The organism is Aldersonia sp. NBC_00410 (assembly GCF_026342035.1).
Lineage (GTDB): Bacteria > Actinomycetota > Actinomycetes > Mycobacteriales > Mycobacteriaceae > Aldersonia.
This window is the reverse complement of the sequence record NZ_JAPENM010000002.1, coordinates 400309-421382: the sequence shown is the minus strand read 5'-3', so window position 1 is coordinate 421382 and position 21074 is coordinate 400309. Positions and strand designations below refer to the sequence as shown.

The window sequence follows — 21074 nt, the reverse complement described above, 5'->3', positions numbered from 1 at the left end:
ACTCCATGCCGCTCGAGGTTGGCACCGTCGCGCCCGACTTCACGCTCAAGGATCAAAACAACCAGCCGGTCACGCTGTCCGACTTCCGGGGCAAGAAGAACGTGCTGATCGTGTTCTACCCGCTGGCCTTCACCGGGACCTGCCAGGGCGAACTGTGTGCGGTGCGCGACGAGCTGCCGAAGTTCGAAAACGACGACAGCGCGATTCTGGCGATCTCGGTCGGCCCTTCGCCGACGCACAAGATCTGGGCCGCCGAGCAGGGTTACCTGTTCCCGCTGTTGTCCGATTTCTGGCCGCACGGCGCGGTCGCGCAGTCCTACGGTGTCTTCAACGAGGACTTCGGTTTCGCGAACCGGGGCACCTTCCTCGTCGACAAGGAAGGCGTCATCCGGTTCGCCGAGATGAACGGCCCGGGCGAGGCCCGCGACCTGACCGCCTGGCAGCGGGCGCTCTCCGCGGCGCAGTAGGCGCCGACCGACCTAGCGAAGCCGGGGACCGGGATTTCCTGGGTTCCCCGGCTTCGCGGTATGGTCGCTCTCGCAAAACGCGCGATTCCCGACTTTCGGGCGTCGCTCCGGGCGTATAGCTCAGTGGTAGAGCTCTGGTTTTACACACCAGCGGTCGGGGGTTCGAACCCCTCTGCGCCCACCGAAAGTCCTGTATCCGAACGATCGGTAACCCGGTGGCGGCGCGCTCAGATCCCGAGTCCTCGACTGAGCACCGGCCATGACTTCTTGAACGCGTCCTCCCAGTAGCCCCAGGAATGGGTGCCCGTGGGCTGGAAGTCGTAGGTGGCCGCGATGCCGAGTTGATCGAGGCGGTTCTGTAGGTTGCGTGTGCACCAATTGGTGCCCGATTCGATGGCGCCGCCGACCACTTCCTGGTTGAGCAGACCGGCCACGCCCGGTGTGACCAGATGGGGATCATCGATCCTGTCGTGGATTCCCGGCATGCCTGTTCCGGTGGAGATGAACAGATCGACGCCCCGCAGTCCCTCCGCATTGAGATACGGATCGTTGGCCCGCCACATCGGATCGCCTTCGGGACCGTACATGTTCATGGTGTCGCCGCCGCCCCACGTGTTCACGGTGACATTGACGAAGCGATATCCGATCGGGTCACTGATCTGGGCGCACCCGCTGTAGGCCGCCGCCGCGCGGTACAAGCCGTGACGGGAGATGGCCAACTGCAAGACCGACGTGCCCGAGGTCGATAGTCCGGCAATGGCGTTGACCCCATTGGTACCCAACGCCGCGTCGATGATCGGTGGCAACTCCTCGGTGAGGAACGTCCGCCACTTATTGACCCCGAGATGTGGGTCGGGGGCACGCCAGTCGGTGTAGTAGGTCCATGCGCCGACCATGGGTTGCACGACGTTCGCATTCTTGTCCGACAGGAACTTCTGCACGTCGGTCTGGGCCGTCCAGGTCGCCGCATCTTCGCCGCCGCCCGCGCCGTTGAGCAGGTACAACGTCGGCTGCGGCCTGCTCGCATCCGCCGGACGCTGGACGTAGACCTTGACGACACGGTTCATCGCCGTGGAGAGCACGTCAATCCAAATATGGTTGTCCACCGTCAGGTTCGCGCTCACGATCCGTGAGCCGTCGGGAGCGGCGACCGCGCGAATCAGGCTGCGTTGCGCCACGATCGGATCGACCGGCTGCGCTTGCGCCGCGCCTGCATCCACGATCACCATCGTCGCCGCCACGAGCGCCGCCGCGATCGCTGCCCGAACTCGACTCCGCCGCAATGGGACCCCTTTCGGATCGCCCAGCAGTACGCCACAGCGATCGCAGAACCGTGCGCGCCGATCCTTCGGTCTCGTCGACGCGAGTACGTGTACGGGATCTCGTCCGGTGGGTTGGTCCGGTGCGCGTGAGAGTCGGCCATCGGTGTGTGCAGGTTGCAGCGTATCCGGGTAGCGCGGTAACCGGGGCGAAATGTCTGCGGTGGTGGCTGTATTCGGCCTCGAGTCTCCTCCGCACGTCACGGCCTATGAAATTTTCGCATACTGGGACAATCCGGTCTCCTTATCGCTACCCTCTGATGAGGATTAGCCGGCTAGCGGTCGAACAGTCTATGCAGCGCTCGGGCACGTGTGAATCAAGTACGCGTCAACCGAAAGTACGAACAATGACCCTCAGATGGACCGCTGTCGTGATGGGTATTGCCCTCGCGTTGACCCTGTGTAGTGCTCCCGTCTCCGCCGAACCCTCAGCAACCGCACCACCCCCACCCCCACCCGCGCCTGCGATCTCGATCAGCGGCAGCGCGCTCGGGATGCCCGTACCGGGTGCGGTCGGCGGTCCCGATCTCGGACTCGGCAGTGCTGGAGTAGCACCGGGCGTGACGGCTGGCGCCGGATCGGGCGGCCTGTCGCTGCCGAGCGGCAGTGCAGGCCTATCCCTGCCGAGCGGCAGTGCAGGCCTTCCGATTCCGCTCGGCAGTGGCAGCGCGGGAATGTTCGCACCCACGGGCAGCGCCATCGACAACACTGCCGACCCGGAGCTACAGCCGATCCAGGCCCCCCCCGAAGACGAAGATTTGATAGATCGTCTACTGGCCGGGTCATCTGCGCCCTGTGTGTCGGTGCCTGATCCCGATGACCCCACTGCGCCACCCACCACTACGTGCTGCGGCAGCGGCAGCGCCACCGGCAGCACGACCGGCACCGCGATCGGCACCGGCTCTGCCGGAATCAGCGCGGGCGGAGCAGGCGACGGGGAGATCATTCCCAACGACCCCTGCCAGTGCCCCGGCGATCGCTCACCCGTGCCCGAAGCCTCCGGCTCCGGTGGCGCCGGCGGATCTGCCGGCATCACCGGGACCGGAAGCGGAACCGGCAGTGGCAGCGGCAACATAGCCTGCGGCTTCGGTGGGGGCCTTCCCGCTGTCCTGGGCCTCTTCGTCCCCATCATCACCGGCAGCGCGCTGGGCCTGTTCCCATTCGTGGTCCCCATGGGACCGCCGATGCCACCCGGGCCCTGGGGTCCCGGCACCGGCTACCCGGCGCCCCCGCCCGGCTACCCGTACCCGTACCCGTACCCGTACCCGTACCCGAACTACGGTGCGGCTCCCGCCGGCTACCCGTCCAGCGCCGCTGCCCCGCACCTGCCGACCTACGGCCCCGAAACCGGCTTCGGCGGCGCGATGAACAGCATCAAGACAGCGGCCACGTCCATCTGGGGTCTCTGCCTCGTCTGGCTGCTCGCTCTCGCGGTCGTATTCCGGCGCAGGATCTTCGGACCGTTGTGGGCCCACACCGCCGGACGCTCCAACGTGAAAGTACGGTCTGCACGTTGAGCCTCCGCCGCCCTTCGTGGTTCGTCACCATCGCCTTCACCACGGCGATCGCCGTCACCTGCATCACCTTCACCCAGGGCCTCACCCGAGATGCCGATCGTCGCGACCAACGAGCCGACGTGCGCCCACATGTCACGGCCCCACAGCCGGCCGACTGGTCGTCCGTACCGCCCGGATATGCCGTGCCCACGACGATTCGGGCCGCGAAGATCAACCTCTATGCCCAGATCGCCACCCTGCCGCGTGCCACCAGCGACGTCATGCCGCTTCCGGTGGACCCGCAAGTCGCGGGCTGGTACCCCGACAGCGCCGCGCCGGGCCAACGCGGCACCAGCGTCATCCTTGGCCACTTCGATTCCAAGACCGGCCCGGCCGCCTTTTATACTGTGCCCCAACTGCAACCCGGTGACCTCATCGATATCGACCGATCCGACGGAACCATCGCCCATTTCGCCGTCACCGACGTCGCCATCTACCCCAAGGACAGCTTCCCCGCCGACAAGATCTACCAACCCGCGCCCGACAGTGAAATCCGACTCATCACCTGTGGCGGCAAGTTCAATGACCAACTCCACAGCTACGACTCCAACATCGTCGCCTACGCCACGTACACCTCCAGAGTGGGCGTATCCAACTAGAGGCGCGTTCTCCACTATAAGGCTAGCCTTACCTCATTCGCCCGTGTAGTGTCCGATCGGACGGCACGGCAAGCGCTTCTGGCGGTACGGGGGCTGCGCGCACCGGGGCCGCCTTGGTCGCAATCCGCTCACCGTAGGGAGACATGCATGTCGACAGCACTGGTCGGGGACCTCGAGCAGATCCTCCGCGAAGACTTGGCCATCGATACCAGCCGCATCTCGCGAGAGTCCCGGCTGATCGACGATGTGGGCCTCGACTCGGTCGGATTTGCAGTGGGCATGGTCGCCATCGAGGAGAAACTCGGCGTGGTGCTCGACGAGGAAGAACTACTGAGCTGCAACACCGTCGGGGACCTCGCGGACATCATCACCGCGAAAGCAGGGCAACAACTCCCGGCCTGAACCGGCACACCGCCCATCGACCGGCAGATATCGAGGAGAATCTCGCTTGACCACGCTGAAAACAACCGAAAGATGCCTGGCTGCAACGGTTTCCCACGCGATGCGAACTTCTGTCGCCGATCTCGTTGTACTCGATGGGCAGACCAAGACCTGGCGGCGCACCGCCTGGCCCGAGGTCTACGCCAAAGCCGAAGCGATCGCCGAACGAATTCTGGACAGTTCGCCTGCGCGCGCGCCGGTTCCGGCTGTCGGCCTAGTCGGGGAGCCGAGCGCCGACCTGGTGGCCGCGATCGCCGGCGCATGGCTGGCCGGTTCCGCGGTCTCCATCCTGCCCGGCCCCGTCCGCGGCGCGAGCAGTGCGCAATGGGCGCACTCGACGATGGAACGCTTCGCCGGCATCGGTGTCGGTGTCGTGCTCGGCCACGGCGACCAGCTCGACCTGCTCTGGGATGCACCGTCCGAGTTGCCGATTCACGATCTCGTCGACGTCGCCCGACCCGGCTCCGGGCCTGCGCTGGTGCTACCGCATCTCGATGGCGCTCGAACGGCGGTACTGCAGGGAACGGCCGGCTCGACCGGTAGCCCGAAGACTGCCGCGTTATCGGCGAACGCGTTGCTGCACAACGCAACCGCACTCGCGGAGCGGGGGAAGATCGACGCCGGCCGGGACGTCGGGCACAGCTGGCTTCCGCTCTACCACGACATGGGGCTGGCATTCCTCATGCAGGGGCTCGTCAGCGGGATGCCGATGTGGCTCGCACCGAACTCGGCGTTCGCCGGTGCACCGTTCCGCTGGCTGGAGTGGCTCACCGAGAGCGGTGCGACCTTCACCGCCGCACCGAACTTCGCCTACGACATCATCGGTCGATACGGCCAGCGGGTGAAGGAAGCCGACCTCGGCCGCATCCGGATTGCCGTCAGCGGGGGAGAACCCATCGACTGCGCCGGCTACCAGCGCTTCATCGAGCAGACCGCGCGCTTCGGATTCGATCCCGCGGCGACCTCGCCCTCGTACGGTCTGGCCGAATCGACCTGCGCCACAACGATGCCGGAGAGCGGCACCGGACTGCGCTACGACGAGATCACCGTGGGTGCCGGATCGGAAGCCCGCAAGCGTCGCTACGCGATCCTCGGCCGTGCCGTCGCCGGTATGGAGGTCCGCATCGCGGCGGCCGATGGTGACGTGCCGACCGCGGCGGGACGCGAGATCGGCGAGGTCGAGATCCGTGGCACGTCGATGATGGGCGGTTATCTCGGGCACGAGTCGCTCGGCGCGGAAGAGTGGTTCAGGACCGGGGACCTCGGCTACCTGGACGACGGTGAACTCGTCATCTGCGGACGCGCCAAGGAAGTCATCATCGTGGCCGGCCGCAACATCTTCCCGACCGAAGTCGAGCGGGCCGCGGCGACCGTAGCCGGTGTACGCGGCGGGGGTGTGGTCGCGGTCGGTACCGACGCCGACTCGCCGCGCCCCGGTCTCGTCCTGGCCGCTGAGTTCAGGGGCACCGACGAGACCGCCGCGCGCAGTGCCGTGATCGAGCGCGTCGCCGCCGAATGTGGTGTCTTACCCGCCGATGTCGTGTTCGTCGCACCGGGCTACCTCCCGCGCACCACGTCCGGCAAACTACGCCGCCTCGACGTCAAGCGTTTTCTGGAGACGGGAGCAAACTCGTGACCGCCGTCGTCTGGTCGTCTCTCGACGATTATCGCGTCTTACTCGACTCGACCTTCGGCGACGAGGTCCGGGCGTGGAGCGAGGAAGCCGAAACGCACCGAACGTTTTCCGCGCCACCTGCTCGAACACATCGCTCGCGCAGGCGTGTTCGAGCAGAAATGGACCGATTCACAGCACCCGGACCTGGGCAAGCTTCTCGAGCTGGCGTTCCGGTTGGGTGAGCTGGGCTCGGGCGGTATCGGAGTCGGTGTCAGCCTGCATGATTCGGCGATCGCAACGTTGCGCAGATTAGGCCGGTCCGACTATATGGGCGAGATCTGCGAGCAGGCGATCCGCGGGGAGGCGGTGCTGTGCATCGGCGCCTCGGAAGCGTCCGGACGTTCCGACCCGCAGATCGTCGAAACCGAAATACGCAGCAGCCGCGGTGGTTACCAGGTCACCGGTCTGGCGGCGATCAGCTGGGCTTGGCGCAGGAACGGTTCTCCATCGCCGGGCAGGTGGCCTCGTCCTATGACAAGGCCCTCGGTATCACGCTTGCCCGGATGATGGCGCGCAAGCAGTTCGGCAAGTCGCTTTACGAGTACCAAGCACTACGCCTGCGGATCGCCGACCTGCAAGCGCGCGTCGACCTGCTGCGGCACGCGTTGACCGGTATCGCAACCACCGAGCGGATGGACCTGCACACCGCGGCGTCGGCCAAGGTGAGGACGAAATCCGCTGGGAACTCGTCGCCGCGGCCATGAAGCCCGACCACAAGGGCTACCGCGCATTGGGTCGGCTTCCGCAGCTGGACTAGTACCAAGCAAGGCGGCCCGGCCGGTCTTCGATGAGACCGGGCGGGCCGCTTGGCATTTCGAGTTCGTTACTGACCGCTGGTGCGTTCGAGCGCGTAGAGCGACATGCGCCGGTTCGCCATGTCGTGCTCACCGAGGAAGGTGCAGCCGACGAACTCGCACAGCCGCCGCGCCCCGGTGTTGCGATGGTCCGGATCGAACATCACCCGTCGGCACTGCGGCTCGAGCTCCCACAGCGACGCAATCAGCTTGGGCAGCAGTCGTGGCCCGAACCCGCGGTTCACCACCGCGGGATCGGCGATCGCGGCGTGCAGACCCAGATCCCACGGATCGGCGTCGTACTTCGGTGCGATCGAATCCTGCGCGGCGCGGTAGACCTCGAGATAGGCCAGCGGGGTGCCCTTGAAGCTCGCGATCAACGGACGGGAGTAGTTCGTGGCGAGCTGTGCCGACAGGTGCGCGCGCCACCGGTCGGCCGGCCAGTCCCGTTCCCACGCGGTGACCAGATGCGGACGCTGCATCCACTCGGCGACCAGCTCGGTGTCGGGTCCGGTCGGGTCGATCACCCGCAGATCGTAGGGCTCGGCGAGCACGGGGATCGTCGGCGCCGGCACGGCGAGTACCTCCGGTGCCAGTCCACGCAGCATGCGCGGGAGAGCCGGATAGGTCTCGGTCTGGGTCATCTGTCGTCCTGTCGGTCCGTCGCGGCGCTGATTACGCGCACAGGTACTGGCGAGAATGAAAATACACCGGGTAGTTAGGGTGGGCTAATCCCAGTCGCACGTGTACTACAGCTCGACGCCTTCCCGGTGCGTCGCCATCAGGTGCAGGTACACCGCCGCATTGAGTCGAATGCGTTCGACTTCCTGCTCGCCGAGTTCGCGTCGCACCTTGCCCGGCACGCCCGCCACCAGCGATCCCGGCGGGATGACCGCTCCCTCGGGAATGAGCGCGTTCGCCGCGATCAGTGTGCCGGCGCCGATCTGGGCGCCGTTGAGCACCGTGGCACCCATGCCGACAAGCACATCGTCGGCGATCGTGCAGCCGTGCAGAGTCGCGTTGTGCCCCACCGAGACTCCGGCTCCGATGACGAGCGGGAAACCCGGATCGGAGTGCAGTGCGCAGCCGTCCTGGATGTTGGTCCGCGCCCCGACCGAAATCGTCTCGCCGTCGGCCCGGACGACCGTGCCGTACCAGATGCTGACCTCGGCACCGAGTGTGGCGCGGCCGATCACTGTCGCGTTGGGTGCGATCCAGGCGCTGTCGTCGATCTCCGGCGCGTGTTCACCGAGTTGGATTCTCATGGCGTCGAGGATGCCGGATGCGCCGCAGGCAGCGGTGAACGGGCCGGTGGGTGACGCTGCAGGAAGGCCGACCGAACCGCGAAGACTAGGCTAGCCTCACCTCAGCTATTTGGGAGTGCCGACACACACTCGGCATCACGATCACGAAAGACTCAGCCATGCCCGACGCAGCTCGCACCGTCCTCGAAGAAGTCCTCCGCGACGACCTCCAGATCGACACCACCCGAGTAACCCGTGACTCGCATCTGATCGACGAGGTCGGCCTCGATTCGGTGGCGTTCGCGGTCGGCATGGTGGCGATCGAAGAAAAGCTCGGCGTCGTGCTCACCGAGGAGGAATTGCTCGGCTGCAATACGGTCGGCGACCTGGAGGACCTACTCTGCGCGAAGACCCCGAGCGCGTCGAACTAGCGCCGCCGTCATGACCCCTGCAGTGGCAACAGAACAGTCCCTCGCGTCGACCGCGGTCCGGTCGATGACGACCTCCACCGGCAACCTCGTCATTTTCGACACCGCGTCCGGCGAGTGGCAACCCCACCCGTGGCCGCAGATCCACGTGATCGCACAGAACGTCGCGGCCCGCGCGCTCGATCGCGTCGGTCCCGCGCCGGGTGTCGTCGGCATCGTCGGCGAACCCACGGCCGAGCTCGTCGCCGCGATACCCGGTGCCTGGCTCGCCGGAGCCGCGGTGACGATCCTGCCCGGCCCGGTCCGCGGCGCCGATGTGGCGCAATGGGCCGAATCGACCCTCGCTCGCTTCGTCGGCGTCGGCGCCACGATCGTGTTCGCGAACGGCGCCCAACTGACCGCGCTGCGCGAGGCACAGCACCGCCTGCCCATCGAGGATCTTGCGAGCATCGGGCACGAGAGCCTCGCGACGCCGCTGCCCGAGCCGCACGGCGGCGATGCGTCGCCCGCGGTCATGCAGGGCACTGCGGGGTCGACCGGTACCCCGCGCACCGCCGTGCTTTCCCGGGCCGCGGTGCGCAACAACGTCACCGCGCTCGCCCGACGGATGGAGCTGGATCCGGCCACCGACGTCTGCTGCACCTGGCTGCCGATCTACCACGACATGGGCCTGGCGTTCGTGCTCACCGGCGTACTGACCGGCGCCTCGATGTGGGTCGCCCCGACGTCCGCGTTTGCGGCATCGCCGTTCCGCTGGCTGAACTGGCTGAGCACGAGCAAGGCCACCTACACCGGCGCACCGAACTTCGCCTACAACCTGCTCGGCAAATACGCGAGCCGGGTTCGCGATGTCGATCTGTCGAACCTGCGGGTCGTGCTCAACGGCGGCGAGCCGATCGACTGCGACGGGTTCGGTGTGTTCATCGACCGGATGGCCCAGTTCGGCTTCGATCCGGGCGTAGCGGCACCGTCCTACGGTCTCGCCGAATCGACCTGCGCGGTCACCACACCGGTGCTCGGACAGGGCGGAATCCGGTACGACGAGGTCGAGCAGGAGGTGCCCGGCGGCGCGACCGTGGTGCGTAAGCACGCACTGCTCGGCAAGCCGGTCGACGGAATGGAGATCCGGATCGTCCCGGCCGCCGACGAACCGCCGGTAGTGCGCGGTCGCACCGTCGGTGAGCTCGAGATCCGTGGCACCTCGATGATGAGCGGATACCTGGGCGAGCCGGAGATCGACGCCGCGAGCTGGTATCGCACCGGCGACCTCGGGTACCTCGTGGATGGTTCGCTCGTGGTGTGCGGTCGAGCCAAGGAACTCATCACCATCGCCGGCCGCAATATCTTCCCTACCGAGGTCGAGTCGGTGGCCGCGCGAGTGAAGGGCGTCCGCGAGGGGGCCGTCGTCGCGGTCGGGACCGGTGCCGGGACGGCGAGACCCGGATTGGTGATCACCGCCGAGTACCGCGGTCCGGACGAAGCAGGCGCGCGGACCGAGCTGGTCGCCCTCGTGGCGTCGGAGTGCGGTGTGGTGCCCGCCGAGGTGGTGTTCGTCCGACCGGGCACACTGCCCCGAACGTCGTCGGGCAAGCTCAAACGCCTCGCAGTCAGGCAGCAGCTCGGCGGCTGACCGGATTCCCCGCGCGCCACGTCGCGCCCGGTCCGTCGAGCGCCCAGAATCGAAGGTGGACATCCTCCGCAGCGCGGGCCCACCCGTCCGCGCGGACGTAAGGGGTAGCCATGCAGGTCGGGGTTCCGCGCGAGTTGAAGGATCAGGAATACCGGGTGGCGTTGACACCCGCGGGTGCGCACGAGCTCGCCGTGCGCGGCCATCGGGTCCTCGTGGAAACCGGCGCGGGTGCCGGATCGTCGTTCGGTGATGCCGACTACGTCGCCGCGGGCGCCACGATCGTGGACTCCGTCGACGAACTGTGGGCGGCCGCCGAGCTGATCCTGAAGGTGAAGGAACCCATCGCAGCCGAGTACCCGCGGATGCGGCGCGGGCAGGTGCTATTCACCTACCTCCACCTCGCCGCATCGCGGGACTGCACCGACGCCATCCTCACCTCCGGCATCACCGCGATCGCCTACGAGACGGTGCGCGCGGCGGACGGTTCGCTGCCGCTGCTCGCGCCGATGAGCGAGATCGCGGGGAAGCTGGCCACGCAGGTCGGCGCCTACCACCTGATGGCGTTCGGCGGCGGGGCGGGCGTGCTGATGGGCGGGGTGCCCGGGGTGCGGCCGGCCGATGTGGTGGTGATCGGCGGCGGCGTCGCCGGCACGAGCGCCGCCGCGGTGGCAGTCGGCATGGGGGCGAGGGTGAGCGTGCTCGATCGCAGCATCACCCGGCTGCGCCAACTCGACGCACAGTTCGGTGCGCGGCTGACTACGGTCATGTCGAACACCTACGAGATCGAGCACGCGGTCGGTACAGCGGACGTCGTGATCGGTTGCGTGCTGGTACCCGGTGCGAAAGCGCCCCGGCTGGTGACGAACCGGATGGTGACCCAGATGCGGCCCGGCTCGGTGCTGGTCGACGTGGCGATCGATCAGGGCGGCTGCTTCGCCGATTCGCGGCCGACGACGCACGCCGCGCCGACCTACCGGGTGGCGAACTCGTTGTTCTACTGTGTCGCGAACATGCCCGCCGCGGTACCGCACACTTCCACCCACGCCCTGACCAACGCGACGCTGCCCTACGTGCTCGCACTTGCCGAGCACGGCTGGCGCGCCGCCTGCGAGGCGGATCCGGCATTGGCGGCCGGAGTGAACGCGGACGACGGCACGTTGCTTTCGCCGGAAGTTGCCGCGGCGTTCGCGTGAGCGTCGGAGGCACGCGAGTCGCCGCCGAACCCCCCGCCCGGATCGACTGAACGGAACCGTTCAGTCGATTAGATCGACTGAACGGTTCCGTTCATCCCGCGCAGGTGGGGTGTGTGGTCGGTCGCTACGCTCCGACTGTGCAACCGGCGATCCGAACCGCAATGGGATTGATGCTCGGATTCGCGGCCGATCGGATGCTCGCGGATCCGCACCGATTCCATCCCGTCGCTGGGTTCGGCAGGATCGCCGGCGCGGCGGAATCGCTCACCTACCGGGACGGGCGCGCAGCCGGGTCGGTGCACGCCGCGACCCTCGTCGCGGCCGCCGCAGGTGCCGGTGCGTTGCTCGGCCGGGCGGGGGTGCTCGGCACCGCGACCGCCACCTGGGTCGTGCTCGGCGGGACCTCGCTCACCCGGGCAGGCACGCGGATGGCCGACCATCTCGACGCCGCCGACCTCGACGGTGCACGGGAACTGCTGCCGTCGCTTTGCGGCCGGGACCCGCAATCCCTCGACGCCGACGGACTGGCCCGCGCCGCGCTCGAATCGATCGCGGAGAACACCTCCGACGCCACCGTGGCACCACTGTTCTGGGGCGCGGTCGCGGGTGTTCCGGGCCTGCTCGGCTACCGCGCAGTCAACACGCTGGACGCGATGATCGGCTACCGCAACGAGCGCTACCTGCGCTTCGGTTGGGCCGCGGCGCGTCTCGACGACGTCGCGAACCTGGTGCCGGCCAGGGCCGCAGGCCTGCTCACCGCGGCGGCGGCGCCGCTGGCCGGCGGGCGCGGGGCCGATGCGCTCCGCGCGTGGCGCCGCGACGCCGGAGGGCACCCGAGTCCCAATGCCGGGGTGGCCGAGGCGGCGATGGCGGGGGCGCTCGGCGTTCGACTCGGCGGGCGCACCGAGTATCCGCACGGCGTCGAGGAGCGCCCGATACTCGGCTCCGGTCCTGCGCCGGCGACCGCGGATCTGCGCCGCGCCGTGCGCATCTCGACAGCCGTGCAGGTCGGCGCAGTGCTGTGGTCAGCGGGTCTTGCCGTAGCGGTCGGCCAGCTTCGCCGACACCGTCGGCTGGGTTGACAGCGGCGCGTCCGCCGACCGGGTTGACGCGGGCCGGTCGGGCTCGGTGCTCGGGACCGGTGCCGGAGTGTCGGGCGCAGGAGAGTTGTCGCCGCTCGGTGCCGTTCGAGCAGCCGCCCGCTCCTTGCGCCGCTCGCGCACCTCGGCACGTACGAAATACGCCAGGCCGAGCGGCGCCATGATGCCGAACGCCAGCCACTGCAGCCCGTAGGACAGGTAAGGACCCGCATCGAGCTGCGGCAGCGGGATCGGCTCGAAGGATCCGGGCTGGTCCGCTTCCAGCTGCAAATACCCGTCGATCAGATCCGTCCCGAGGACCCGACCGACCTGGCCGGCGTCCACGAAGTACACCTGGCGGAAGCCTTCCTCGGTCACCGGGTCCTTGCCCGGCACGGTGCCCTCCGACATGCGCAGGCGGGCATTCAGCGTCTGCCTGCCGGTGGGCGGATCCGCGACCTGCGGTGGCCGGGTGCCGTCCACCGGCTGTACATAACCGCGGTCGACGAGCACCTCGCGGCCATCATCGAGCCGGAAAACCGCGAGCACCTCGTAGGCCGGCCCACCATCGACCGAGCGCAGCCGCACCAGAACGGTCGAGTCGGGGACATAGCTGCCGGTCGCGGTCACCCGACGCCACTCGTCGTCGTCGGCGGCGGGCCCGGAAGCGGTGACGAGTTGCTCCACCGGGACGGGTTCGGCGTCCACCGATGCGGCGATCTGGTCGTTGCGATGTGAGGTGCTGGTGTTCTTCCCGAGCTGCCAGGGGGCCAGCACGCTGAAGCACAGGTACGCGAAGCCGGCAACGAGCAGAGCGAGGATTACCCACCCCGGTCGCAGCAGAAACGTCAGCCTTCGCACGGTTCCACGGTAGCCGTCAGCCGGTCGCGCACCCACGCCAGCAGTTCGGGAACGGCGGCTTCGACCTGGCTCAGGACAACCTCGAATTCGGCGTTGTCCCCGTAGTACGGGTCGGCGACGTCACGGCTGTCCGCGTCCGGGTCGAAGCTGCGCAACAGCCGGATCCGGTCGCGCGGCACCCCGAGGCGGCCCAGCGCCCGCTCGTGTCCGGTATCGAGAGCGACGACGAGGTCCGCACCGAGATGGTCCGGTGCGACCTGTGCCGCAACGTGATCGGTGGGGTAGCCGTGTGCGCGCAGCACGGCCCGGGCGCGGTTGTCCGCGCCGTCGCCGACGTGCCAATCGCCGGTACCGGCACTGCTCACCCGGACCCGGTCGGCCAGCCCGGCCCGGTCGACTCGCGCAGCGAACACCTTCTCCGCGATCGGGGACCGGCAGATGTTGCCGGTGCAGACGAACGTCACATGGATCGTCCGGTTCGGATCACGCGATTCGGTCGGTTCGGCCACCGAGCACCTCCGCCAGTTGTGTCGTGTCGTCCACCGTCCACGCTGCGCCTGCACTCTCGGCTTCGCTGCCGTATCCCCAGCGCACAAAAATGGCGGGAATGCCCCACTGCGCCGCGCCGACTACGTCGTGATCCCGATCGCCCACCATGGCCACGCCGGGTGTGCCGCCCTCGGCCGCAGGAACCGGAGCTATCCCGAGACCGCGTAGCGTGTGCGCGATGACGTCGGCTTTCGCCCGACGCACCAAATCCTCCGACGCGCCGCCGATGAACGCGAAGTGCCGCGCCAGCTCGAAGTGATCGAGTATCCGGTGCGCGAACCGCTGCGACTTCGAGGTGGCGACGCCGAGCCGGATGCCGCGCCCGGTCAGATCGGCCAGGATCGGCTCGATACCGGCGAATACCTCGTTGTTCGCCCAGCCACCGCCCGCGTCGTAGCTGTCGAAGTAGGCCCGCAGCGCGCGGTCGGCGCGGTCGGCGTCGAAGCCGAGCCGGCCGAATGTGTCGATCATCGGTGGGCCGACGACCGCGGCGAGCAACTCGTCCGACGGTTCGGGCGCGCCGACCGCGGCCATGGCATGACGAAAGCCCGCGATGATGCCCGGTGCCGAGTCGGTGAGTGTGCCGTCGAGGTCGAACAGCAGCACCGGTGCGGGTAGTTCGATCGCAGGTACCGGATCGATGGACGACTGCGTCGTGGTGTGAGGGGTGGAGAGCACGCGCTCGATTGTCCCGCGCCGCCGCCCGAGTGGCCCCGCCGCCCCACCCGGAGTCGCGGGAGGCGAGCGCGGCCCGGTCGTAAGGTGAGAGCCGTGCACGAGTCCGAGCGCGATCTGCTGCGCCACCACGGCGACGTCGAAGTAGACCCGGGAATGCTCGATTTCGCGGTGAACGTACGCGGCGACGGACCGCCCGCGTGGTTGCGCGAACGACTCGCCGCGCGACTGGGCGGGCTGGGCCGTTATCCCAGCGCCGCAGAAGACCTCGCCACCCGCAGGCTGGTCGCGGCTCGGCACGGACGCGCGGCCGACGAGGTGCTGCTGCTAGCCGGCGGCGCCGAAGGGTTCGCCATGCTGCCGCGGCTGCAACCCCGGCTTGCGGCTGTGGTGCATCCGTCGTTCACCGAACCGGAACTTGCCCTGCGCGAAGCCGGAGTGCCGGTGCTGCGCGTGCCGCTCGACCCGCCGTACCGCCTGGACCCCGGCCGGGTGCGCGACGATGCAGACCTGGTCGTGCTCGGGAACCCGACCAACCCGACCTCGGTGCTGCATCCCGCCGAGTCGGTGCTCGCGCTGCGCCGCCCGGGCCGACTGGTGGTGGTCGACGAGGCGTTCGCGGATGCCACGGTGGGCGAACCCGAATCGGTGGCCGATCGCGCGCTGCCCGATGTGCTCGTCCTGCGCAGCCTCACCAAAACCTGGGCGTTGGCCGGGCTGCGCTGCGGCTACGCCCTCGGCTCGCCGGACGTGCTGGCCAGGTTGGCGCACGGCCGGGCGCATTGGCCACTGTCGAGCCTGCAAACCGAGGCGATCGCCGCGTGCAGCGAACCCGACGCCGTCGCGCAGGCGCAATTGCAGGCGCAGCGGATCGCCACGGAGCGGGCGGCGATGGTCGAGCAGTTGCGCGCGGCTCCGGTGCAGATCGCGCTGCCGGCCGCGGGACCGTTCCTGCTGCTTCGCGTGCCCGATGGTGAGTTGGTGCGGAAGCGGCTGCGGGAGAAAGGAATAGCGGTGCGTCGAGGAGACACCTTTCCCGGGCTCGGGCCCGACCATATCCGGGTGGCGGTGCGCCCGGCCGCGGAGGTGACCCGGCTCGTCGGCGCGTTGGTTCAGGTGTGCCGATGAGCGTGCGGTTGGCCGAGCTGATCGCGGCGATGGATGCGGCCTACCCGCCCGCCCTCGCCGAAAGCTGGGACTCGGTGGGCCTGGTCTGTGGGGATCCCGACGACGAGGTGAGCCGGGTGCTGCTCGCCGTGGACGCGACCGCGGCCGTCGTCGACGAGGCCATCGCGTGGGATGCACAGGCGCTCGTCGTACACCATCCGTTGCTGCTGCGCGGCGTGGACACCGTCGGTGCGAATACCCCGAAGGGCGCGTTGATTCATCGGCTCATCCGGTCGGGGTGTGCGCTGTTCACCGCGCACACCAATGCCGACTCCGCCGATCCAGGCGTTTCCGATGCGCTCGCCGAGGCAATCGGCCTCGCCGACACCGCGCCGCTCGACCCGGCGCCGGGTGGATCGCTCGACAAATGGGTCGTGATGGTCCCGGCGGCGCAGACCGAGCCGGTGCAGGCCGCGATGTTCGCGGCGGGTGCGGGCCGGATCGGTGACTACGGGGAATGCAGCTGGCGGGTGAGCGGCACCGGGCAGTTCCGTCCGCTGCCCGGTGCGAACCCGACGATCGGCTCGGTCGGCGACGTCGAGTCGGTGACCGAGGACCGGGTGGAAATGGTGGCCGACCGGCGCGCGCGCGGCGCCGTTCTCGCCGCGCTGCGTGGTGCACATCCCTACGAGGAGCCCGCCTTCGACGTATTCGAACTCGCCGATCTGCCCGGCCGCACCGGACTGGGGCGGGTCGGTCGGCTGGCCCGGCCCGAGTCGCTGCGCGATTTCACCGCGCGCGTCCGCGCGGGACTGCCGGAGACATCGTGGGGTGTACGAGCGGCCGGCGATCCCGATGCAGTGGTACGCGATGTTGCGGTGTGCGGCGGGGCGGGCGATTCACTGCTGGGCACCGTTGAGCGACTAGGTGTCGATGCCTATGTCACCGCGGACCTGCGCCACCATCCGGCCGACGAGCATCTGCGCCGTGGCGGGCCCGCGCTCGTCGATGTCGCGCATTGGGCAAGCGAGTTCCCCTGGTGCGGGCAGGCAGCGGCGATGCTGCAGCGCACACTCGCAGGTGTGGCGGTGCGGGTCTCGGCGATCCGCACCGATCCGTGGACGCTCGGCGGGTGAGTCGTGCGGAGTACGGTGGTGGCTCACACCGAGACCATTCCCGTCACCCAACTACACAGCCGCGAACCGCTCAGGAGCCCTGTCATTGAACGTCGAACCCAAGATCCAGGCCAAGCTGCTCGAGCTGGCGGCCGTCGACGCCGAGTTGTCGCGGATCGCGCATCGGCGCAAGAACCTGCCCGAGCAGCAGGAGGTGGATCGCCTCGACGCGGAACGCACGTCGCGTAAGGACGACGCGGTTGCGGTGGAGATCGCGATCGACGATCTCGACCGTGACATTCGCAAGCTGGAAGGCGAAGTGGACGCGGTCCGCCAGCGTGAGGAGCGCGACCGGAGCATGCTGGCCAGCGGCTCGGTCGGCGCCAAGCAGCTCTCCGAACTGCAGCACGAACTCGGTACCCTCGAACGCCGCCAGGGTGTTCTCGAGGACGAATTGCTCGAGGTGATGGAGCGCCGAGAGGCGAGCGAGGCCGATCATCAGCATGCCGGTGCGCAGCTGAGCCGGATCGAGGAGGAACTCGCCGAGACACAGCGCCGCCGCGACGAGGCGGTCGCCGACCTCGACGTCGCACATCAGCGTTGCACCACGGACCGCGCGACGCTCGGCGCCGAGTTGCCCGGTGACCTGCTCGCCCTCTACGAACGCCAGCACGACAAGCAGGGGATCGGCGCGGCGCTGCTGCAGGCGCGACGCTGTGGCGCGTGCCGCATCGAGCTCGACCGCGGCGAGATCGCGCGGATCGCCGCGACGCCCGCCGAGACCGTGCTGCGCTGCCCGGAGTGCAGCGCAATCCTGGTGCGCACCAAGGAATCAGGGCTGTGACCGGTACTCGGGAGCGAGTTATCGTCGAGGCCGACGGCGGGTCGCGGGGCAACCCGGGGACCGCGGGCTACGGCGCTGTCGTACTCGACGCGGATACCGAGGCGGTGCTCGCGGGGCGACGAGGCTATCTCGGGATCGCCACCAACAACGTCGCGGAGTACCGCGGTCTGATCGCGGGCCTGGAGGCGGCCGACGAACTCGGTGCGCGCCGAGTCGGGGTACGGATGGACTCGAAGCTCGTCGTGGAGCAGATGTCGGGCCGCTGGAAGGTCAAGCACCCGGACATGATTCCGCTCGCGGCGCGAGCCCGTGAACTCGCGGCGCGGTTCGACGAGACGACGTTCGTGTGGATTCCACGCAACCGCAACAGCCGCGCCGACAAACTCGCGAACGAGGCGATGGACGCGCGCGAGGACACCGTCGAGCGCGTGCCGGCGCCCGACGCCGTGGGGGTCCAGGGTGACCCCGGCGGCGCCACCGATACCGCGGGTCGTGGGACGCCGACCGCACCGGGCTGGACCGGCGCGACCGGCAAACCCACCCGGCTGCTGCTGCTGCGGCACGGCCAGACCGAACTGTCGGTGCAACGCCGGTACTCGGGCCGCGGCAACCCGCCGCTCACCGAACTCGGCCGGGATCAGGCGCAGCGCGCCGCCCGGTGGGTCGCGGCGAAGGGTGGGATCGCGGCGGTGGTGTCCTCACCGTTGGATCGCGCGCGCATCACCGCGGAGGCCGCGGCCCGCGCGCTCGGCCTCGACGTCGAGGTGCACGACGGGCTGATCGAGACCGACTTCGGCGGCTGGGAAGGCGCAACGTTCGCCGAGGCGGCCGCCCGCGATCCGGAATTGCACGCGAAGTGGTTGTCCGACGCCACGGTTCACCCCCCGAGCGGGGAGAGCTTCGCCGAGGTGCGCGAGCGGGTCGAGGCCGTGCGCGATGACCTCGTGGCCCGATATCCGGCGGCGAACGTCCTCGTCGTCTCCCACGTCACGCCGATCAAGACCCTGCTGCAGCTGGCACTGGGGGTCGGCCCGTCGCTGCTGTACCGGCTGCACCTGGATCTGGCGTCGTTGTCGATCGCCGAGTTCTATCCCGACGGCGGCTCGTCCGTGCGGCTGGCGAACGGGACCGGGCACCTCGACGGCTGATCCGGTTGCCATGTGTCTCAGGCGAGCAGGTTCGGGCAAGCAGGCTCAGGCGAGCACCTTGCGGAGCGTGCGCAGATTGCGATTCGTGGTCGTCGACTTGTAGCGCTTCTTGCCGGTCGCTTTGCCGAATGGGCTGTGCAGCGTCTGCCCGCGTTCGACTTCCCAGTACAGCACGCCGTCGCCGAGCTCGATGCGCTCGAGTGCCGCATCGAGCCCGGCGCCCAGTTCGGCCAGTTCGGCCAGCGGCGCGGGATCCGAGGACATCAGCACGTACGGTTGCCACCCCTCGCGTTCGTCGAACGGGTAGGCCGCGACGATCCGGGTGACGGTCTCGGCGTCGAGCAGAACGATCCAGGCCTCGTAGCCGAACGCCTCATTGAGCGCCGCCTCGACCTCCTTCTTCAGCTTCGCGCGATCGCGGCGACCGGACTCGAAAACCACGTTGCCGGAAGCCAGGACGGTGCGTGCGTTCTCGAAACCCAGCCCTGCGAACACATTCCGGAGGTCGGCCATTTTGATGTTGATCCCGCCGACGTTCACTCCGCGCAGAAATGCGACGTATCGGGTCATGCTCGCAGGTTAGCCCCTCGGACGCGTGTAGCCTGTCCGATGCGGACGAGTTGGCTGGGCGGCCGCGGCGATGGGTACCGGCACATATGTGCGCTGGCCCGCCGCCGAGGAAAGTCCGGACTCCACAGAGCAGGGCGGTTGCTAACGGCAACCCGGGGTGACCCGCGGGACAGTGCCACAGAGAACAGACCGCCGATGCATCCTGCGGGGTGCGTCGGTCAGGGTGAAACGGTGCGGTAAGAGCGCACCAGCGTCCCGGGTGACCGGGACGGCTAGGTAAACCCCGCCCGGAGCAAGGTTGAAGGCCGCACCGGCCCTAGGTCGGTGCGGCTGCGCAGGTGTTCGAGGGCTGCTCGCCCGAGCCTGCGGGTGAACCGCTCGAGGTACCCGGCGACGGTGTGCCCAGATGGATGGTCGCCACCCGGCGTTTCGGCGCCGGGGACAGGATCCGGCTTACACGCCAACTCGTCCGCCCCCGCCGCCCGTCGCGATCAGCAGAGCGGCTTGGCCAACAGGTAAAGGGTGTCGGTCTGCATGTCGCTGGGCTTGTCGCCGTTGTTCGTGACGCGCTCGGCGAGCGCGGCCTTTGCCTCGTCATCGCTCTTGCCGTCCGAGATATCGGAGCAGGTGTCGGCGAGGATCTGCTTGATCTCCTCGTCCGAACGTCCCTCGGCGAGACTCGGATAGCCCGCCTTGAACCCCAGGACGAACGTATTCACCTTGCCCTGGTCGAGCAGGTCGCCCGCCTTGTTCTGCAGGGATTCCACCGCCGATCGGGCGGAGGTTGCGGCGGCCGAAGCCGAGGAGGATGCCGCTTCCTCAGCGGTGGGCTCGTCGTCCGAACATCCGGAGACGAAAAGGACAAGGGCGGTGGCGGATGCCGCGAGTGCGGCCGCTGCGATGCGCATGGCCGGATCGTACGTCGGTGGCAGCGGCCGCGCCACGGATTCGGTTGGGTGGGTTCGGTTGGGTGGGTTCGGTTGGCACAGAGCCGGTACCGAAACGAAGCGAGCCCCCGCCGATCGGCGGGGGCTCAGCTGAAGCACGTGGTATTTACAGCGGTTCGACGACGAGCATCTGCGCCCAGTAGGAGGCTTGGTCCGCCCCGACGTAGGGCAGAAGGTAGTCGTAGATGATGGTCGACATCGCTGAGGGCTCCATTCTCTGCAGTGACGCTTTGCGTATCGAGTCTAACGGTGGTCGCCGTTACATCACGACGGTAGGAGAGTAACAGGATGTGGGCGTTTGTCCATCGATCGGCACCGGATGTGAAACGGTACTGTCACGACTTTCCGATGCACCCTCTACGGACCGGTACAGTGACCGAAGTCATACTGTTTCGACGCTGCCGTTCGGCAGCTATCTCGACACGACCCAGGGGTGTTCAGTGATGCGTGGTTTTGTTCGTTCTCTTGCGGCAGGCGCTCTCGTTTTCGGCGCCGCCACAGCCGGTGTTGTCATGGCCGCCGCACCCGCGTCCGCGCTGGGCGTGACCCCGGTGCCCGGCGGGGTTCAGGTCGACCTCAATCACGCCGAGACTCAGTGGGTGTCGCAGAACGGCGTCGGCGTGCGGACTGCCGGACTGCCGCATCCGTCCGCCGCCTCGTTCGGTCAGACGCTCGACTCGGTTGCCGAGGTCGCTGCGGGATATCCGCAGGGGTGGGTCAGCTTCACGGTGTTCGGTCCGCTCGACAGCCTCAACGGCACCATGGTGGCCTACAAGGAGTGACGTCATCCCCGCGATCGGTGGCGGGATCGCCACCGACCGCGGCAATGTCCG

The 21074-nt window shown here is 68.4% G+C and carries 22 protein-coding genes, 1 tRNA gene, 1 other RNA gene and 1 pseudogene; 17 read left to right on the top strand and 8 right to left on the bottom strand.

What is annotated here, in order from left to right; all coding sequences use genetic code 11:
- The first annotated feature begins 5 nt into the window (after positions 1 to 5).
- Positions 6 to 467, top strand: a complete 462-nt coding sequence (locus OG921_RS05675) for a peroxiredoxin (protein ID WP_266111382.1) — start codon at positions 6 to 8, stop codon at positions 465 to 467.
- A gap of 109 nt (positions 468 to 576) precedes the next feature.
- Positions 577 to 648 (top strand) — tRNA-Val (locus tag OG921_RS05670).
- Positions 649 to 694: 46 nt separating this feature from the next.
- Here the strand turns inward: OG921_RS05670 and OG921_RS05665 are convergent.
- Positions 695 to 1696 carry an alpha/beta hydrolase family protein gene (locus OG921_RS05665; protein ID WP_266111632.1) on the bottom strand — a complete coding sequence of 334 codons (1002 nt, stop codon included), beginning with the start codon at positions 1694 to 1696 and terminating at the stop codon, positions 695 to 697.
- A gap of 893 nt (positions 1697 to 2589) precedes the next feature.
- Here OG921_RS05665 and OG921_RS05660 point away from each other — a divergent pair.
- The 5 genes and pseudogenes from OG921_RS05660 to OG921_RS05640 all read left to right on the top strand — a co-directional run bounded on the left by OG921_RS05660 (position 2590) and on the right by OG921_RS05640 (position 6814).
- Entirely contained in the window at positions 2590 to 3303 is a 714-nt protein-coding gene (locus OG921_RS05660; RefSeq protein WP_266111381.1) for a hypothetical protein, read from the top strand.
- Positions 3300 to 3941 carry a class F sortase gene (locus OG921_RS05655; RefSeq protein ID WP_266111380.1) on the top strand — a complete coding sequence of 214 codons (642 nt, stop codon included), beginning with the start codon at positions 3300 to 3302 and terminating at the stop codon, positions 3939 to 3941. The genes OG921_RS05660 and OG921_RS05655 overlap by 4 nt, the downstream gene beginning before the upstream one ends.
- Positions 3942 to 4034: 93 nt before the next feature.
- Complete coding sequence (locus tag OG921_RS05650; protein WP_266111631.1) at positions 4035 to 4343, top strand: acyl carrier protein; 309 nt, start codon at positions 4035 to 4037, stop codon at positions 4341 to 4343.
- Between the two features lie 46 nt (positions 4344 to 4389).
- Positions 4390 to 6018 (top strand): long-chain-fatty acid--ACP ligase MbtM, encoded by a 1629-nt coding sequence (mbtM, locus tag OG921_RS05645; RefSeq protein WP_266111379.1) that lies wholly within the window; start codon positions 4390 to 4392, stop codon positions 6016 to 6018.
- Positions 6015 to 6814, top strand: a pseudogene (locus OG921_RS05640) (acyl-CoA dehydrogenase family protein). The gene mbtM (OG921_RS05645) and the pseudogene OG921_RS05640 overlap by 4 nt, the downstream one beginning before the upstream one ends.
- Positions 6815 to 6880: 66 nt before the next feature.
- On the opposite strand, the gene OG921_RS05635 reads toward OG921_RS05640, so the two are convergent.
- A complete protein-coding gene (locus OG921_RS05635) occupies positions 6881 to 7495 on the bottom strand; it encodes a GNAT family N-acetyltransferase (protein WP_323182699.1) in 615 nt (204 codons plus the stop codon).
- 105 nt (positions 7496 to 7600) lie between these two features.
- Positions 7601 to 8116 (bottom strand): gamma carbonic anhydrase family protein, encoded by a 516-nt coding sequence (locus OG921_RS05630; RefSeq protein ID WP_266111378.1) that lies wholly within the window; start codon positions 8114 to 8116, stop codon positions 7601 to 7603.
- A 134-nt stretch (positions 8117 to 8250) separates the two neighbouring features.
- On the opposite strand from OG921_RS05630, the gene OG921_RS05625 reads away from it, so the two are divergent.
- The 4 genes from OG921_RS05625 (at position 8251) to OG921_RS05610 (ending at position 12428) form a co-directional block, all read left to right on the top strand.
- Complete coding sequence (locus OG921_RS05625; protein WP_266111629.1) at positions 8251 to 8526, top strand: acyl carrier protein; 276 nt, start codon at positions 8251 to 8253, stop codon at positions 8524 to 8526.
- A 10-nt stretch (positions 8527 to 8536) separates the two neighbouring features.
- Entirely contained in the window at positions 8537 to 10153 is a 1617-nt protein-coding gene (mbtM, locus tag OG921_RS05620; RefSeq protein ID WP_266111377.1) for a long-chain-fatty acid--ACP ligase MbtM, read from the top strand.
- 110 nt (positions 10154 to 10263) lie between these two features.
- Complete coding sequence (ald, locus tag OG921_RS05615; RefSeq protein WP_266111376.1) at positions 10264 to 11346, top strand: alanine dehydrogenase; 1083 nt, start codon at positions 10264 to 10266, stop codon at positions 11344 to 11346.
- A gap of 161 nt (positions 11347 to 11507) precedes the next feature.
- Entirely contained in the window at positions 11508 to 12428 is a 921-nt protein-coding gene (locus OG921_RS05610; RefSeq protein WP_266111628.1) for a cobalamin biosynthesis protein, read from the top strand.
- Here OG921_RS05610 and OG921_RS05605 read toward each other — a convergent pair.
- From OG921_RS05605 to OG921_RS05595, 3 genes are read right to left on the bottom strand one after another with little or no spacing between them, the layout of a single operon-like run.
- Positions 12372 to 13286 carry an SURF1 family protein gene (locus tag OG921_RS05605; protein WP_266111375.1) on the bottom strand — a complete coding sequence of 305 codons (915 nt, stop codon included), beginning with the start codon at positions 13284 to 13286 and terminating at the stop codon, positions 12372 to 12374. The genes OG921_RS05610 and OG921_RS05605 overlap by 57 nt on opposite strands.
- Complete coding sequence (locus OG921_RS05600; protein WP_266111374.1) at positions 13274 to 13795, bottom strand: low molecular weight protein-tyrosine-phosphatase; 522 nt, start codon at positions 13793 to 13795, stop codon at positions 13274 to 13276. Before OG921_RS05600 ends, OG921_RS05605 begins: the two co-directional genes overlap by 13 nt.
- Positions 13770 to 14477 carry an HAD hydrolase-like protein gene (locus tag OG921_RS05595; protein ID WP_266111627.1) on the bottom strand — a complete coding sequence of 236 codons (708 nt, stop codon included), beginning with the start codon at positions 14475 to 14477 and terminating at the stop codon, positions 13770 to 13772. Before OG921_RS05595 ends, OG921_RS05600 begins: the two co-directional genes overlap by 26 nt.
- Before the next feature lie 120 nt (positions 14478 to 14597).
- Here OG921_RS05595 and cobC point away from each other — a divergent pair, with 120 nt between their 5' ends.
- From cobC to OG921_RS05575, 4 genes are all read left to right on the top strand, one after another.
- A complete protein-coding gene (gene cobC, locus OG921_RS05590; RefSeq protein ID WP_266111373.1) occupies positions 14598 to 15638 on the top strand; it encodes an Rv2231c family pyridoxal phosphate-dependent protein CobC in 1041 nt (346 codons plus the stop codon).
- Positions 15635 to 16753, top strand: coding sequence for a Nif3-like dinuclear metal center hexameric protein (locus OG921_RS05585; RefSeq protein WP_266111372.1), 1119 nt, complete (start codon positions 15635 to 15637; stop codon positions 16751 to 16753). Before cobC ends, OG921_RS05585 begins: the two co-directional genes overlap by 4 nt.
- A gap of 85 nt (positions 16754 to 16838) precedes the next feature.
- Complete coding sequence (locus OG921_RS05580) at positions 16839 to 17576, top strand: zinc ribbon domain-containing protein (protein WP_266111371.1); 738 nt, start codon at positions 16839 to 16841, stop codon at positions 17574 to 17576.
- The gene (locus OG921_RS05575) at positions 17573 to 18724 is read left to right on the top strand and encodes a bifunctional RNase H/acid phosphatase (protein WP_266111370.1); all 1152 of its coding nucleotides are present in this window, start codon (positions 17573 to 17575) and stop codon (positions 18722 to 18724) included. Before OG921_RS05580 ends, OG921_RS05575 begins: the two co-directional genes overlap by 4 nt.
- Before the next feature lie 45 nt (positions 18725 to 18769).
- On the opposite strand, the gene OG921_RS05570 is transcribed toward OG921_RS05575, so the two are convergent.
- Positions 18770 to 19294 (bottom strand): DUF1697 domain-containing protein, encoded by a 525-nt coding sequence (locus tag OG921_RS05570; RefSeq protein WP_266111369.1) that lies wholly within the window; start codon positions 19292 to 19294, stop codon positions 18770 to 18772.
- Positions 19295 to 19340: 46 nt separating this feature from the next.
- Between OG921_RS05570 and rnpB the strand changes: the two genes are divergently transcribed.
- Positions 19341 to 19766: RNase P RNA component class A (gene rnpB / locus OG921_RS05565), an RNA gene on the top strand.
- A gap of 19 nt (positions 19767 to 19785) precedes the next feature.
- Here the strand turns inward: rnpB and OG921_RS05560 are convergent.
- Positions 19786 to 20202 (bottom strand): hypothetical protein, encoded by a 417-nt coding sequence (locus tag OG921_RS05560; RefSeq protein WP_266111368.1) that lies wholly within the window; start codon positions 20200 to 20202, stop codon positions 19786 to 19788.
- 551 nt (positions 20203 to 20753) lie between these two features.
- Between OG921_RS05560 and OG921_RS05555 the strand changes: the two genes are divergently transcribed.
- Positions 20754 to 21023, top strand: coding sequence for a hypothetical protein (locus tag OG921_RS05555; RefSeq protein ID WP_266111367.1), 270 nt, complete (start codon positions 20754 to 20756; stop codon positions 21021 to 21023).
- Positions 21024 to 21074 lie beyond the last annotated feature (51 nt).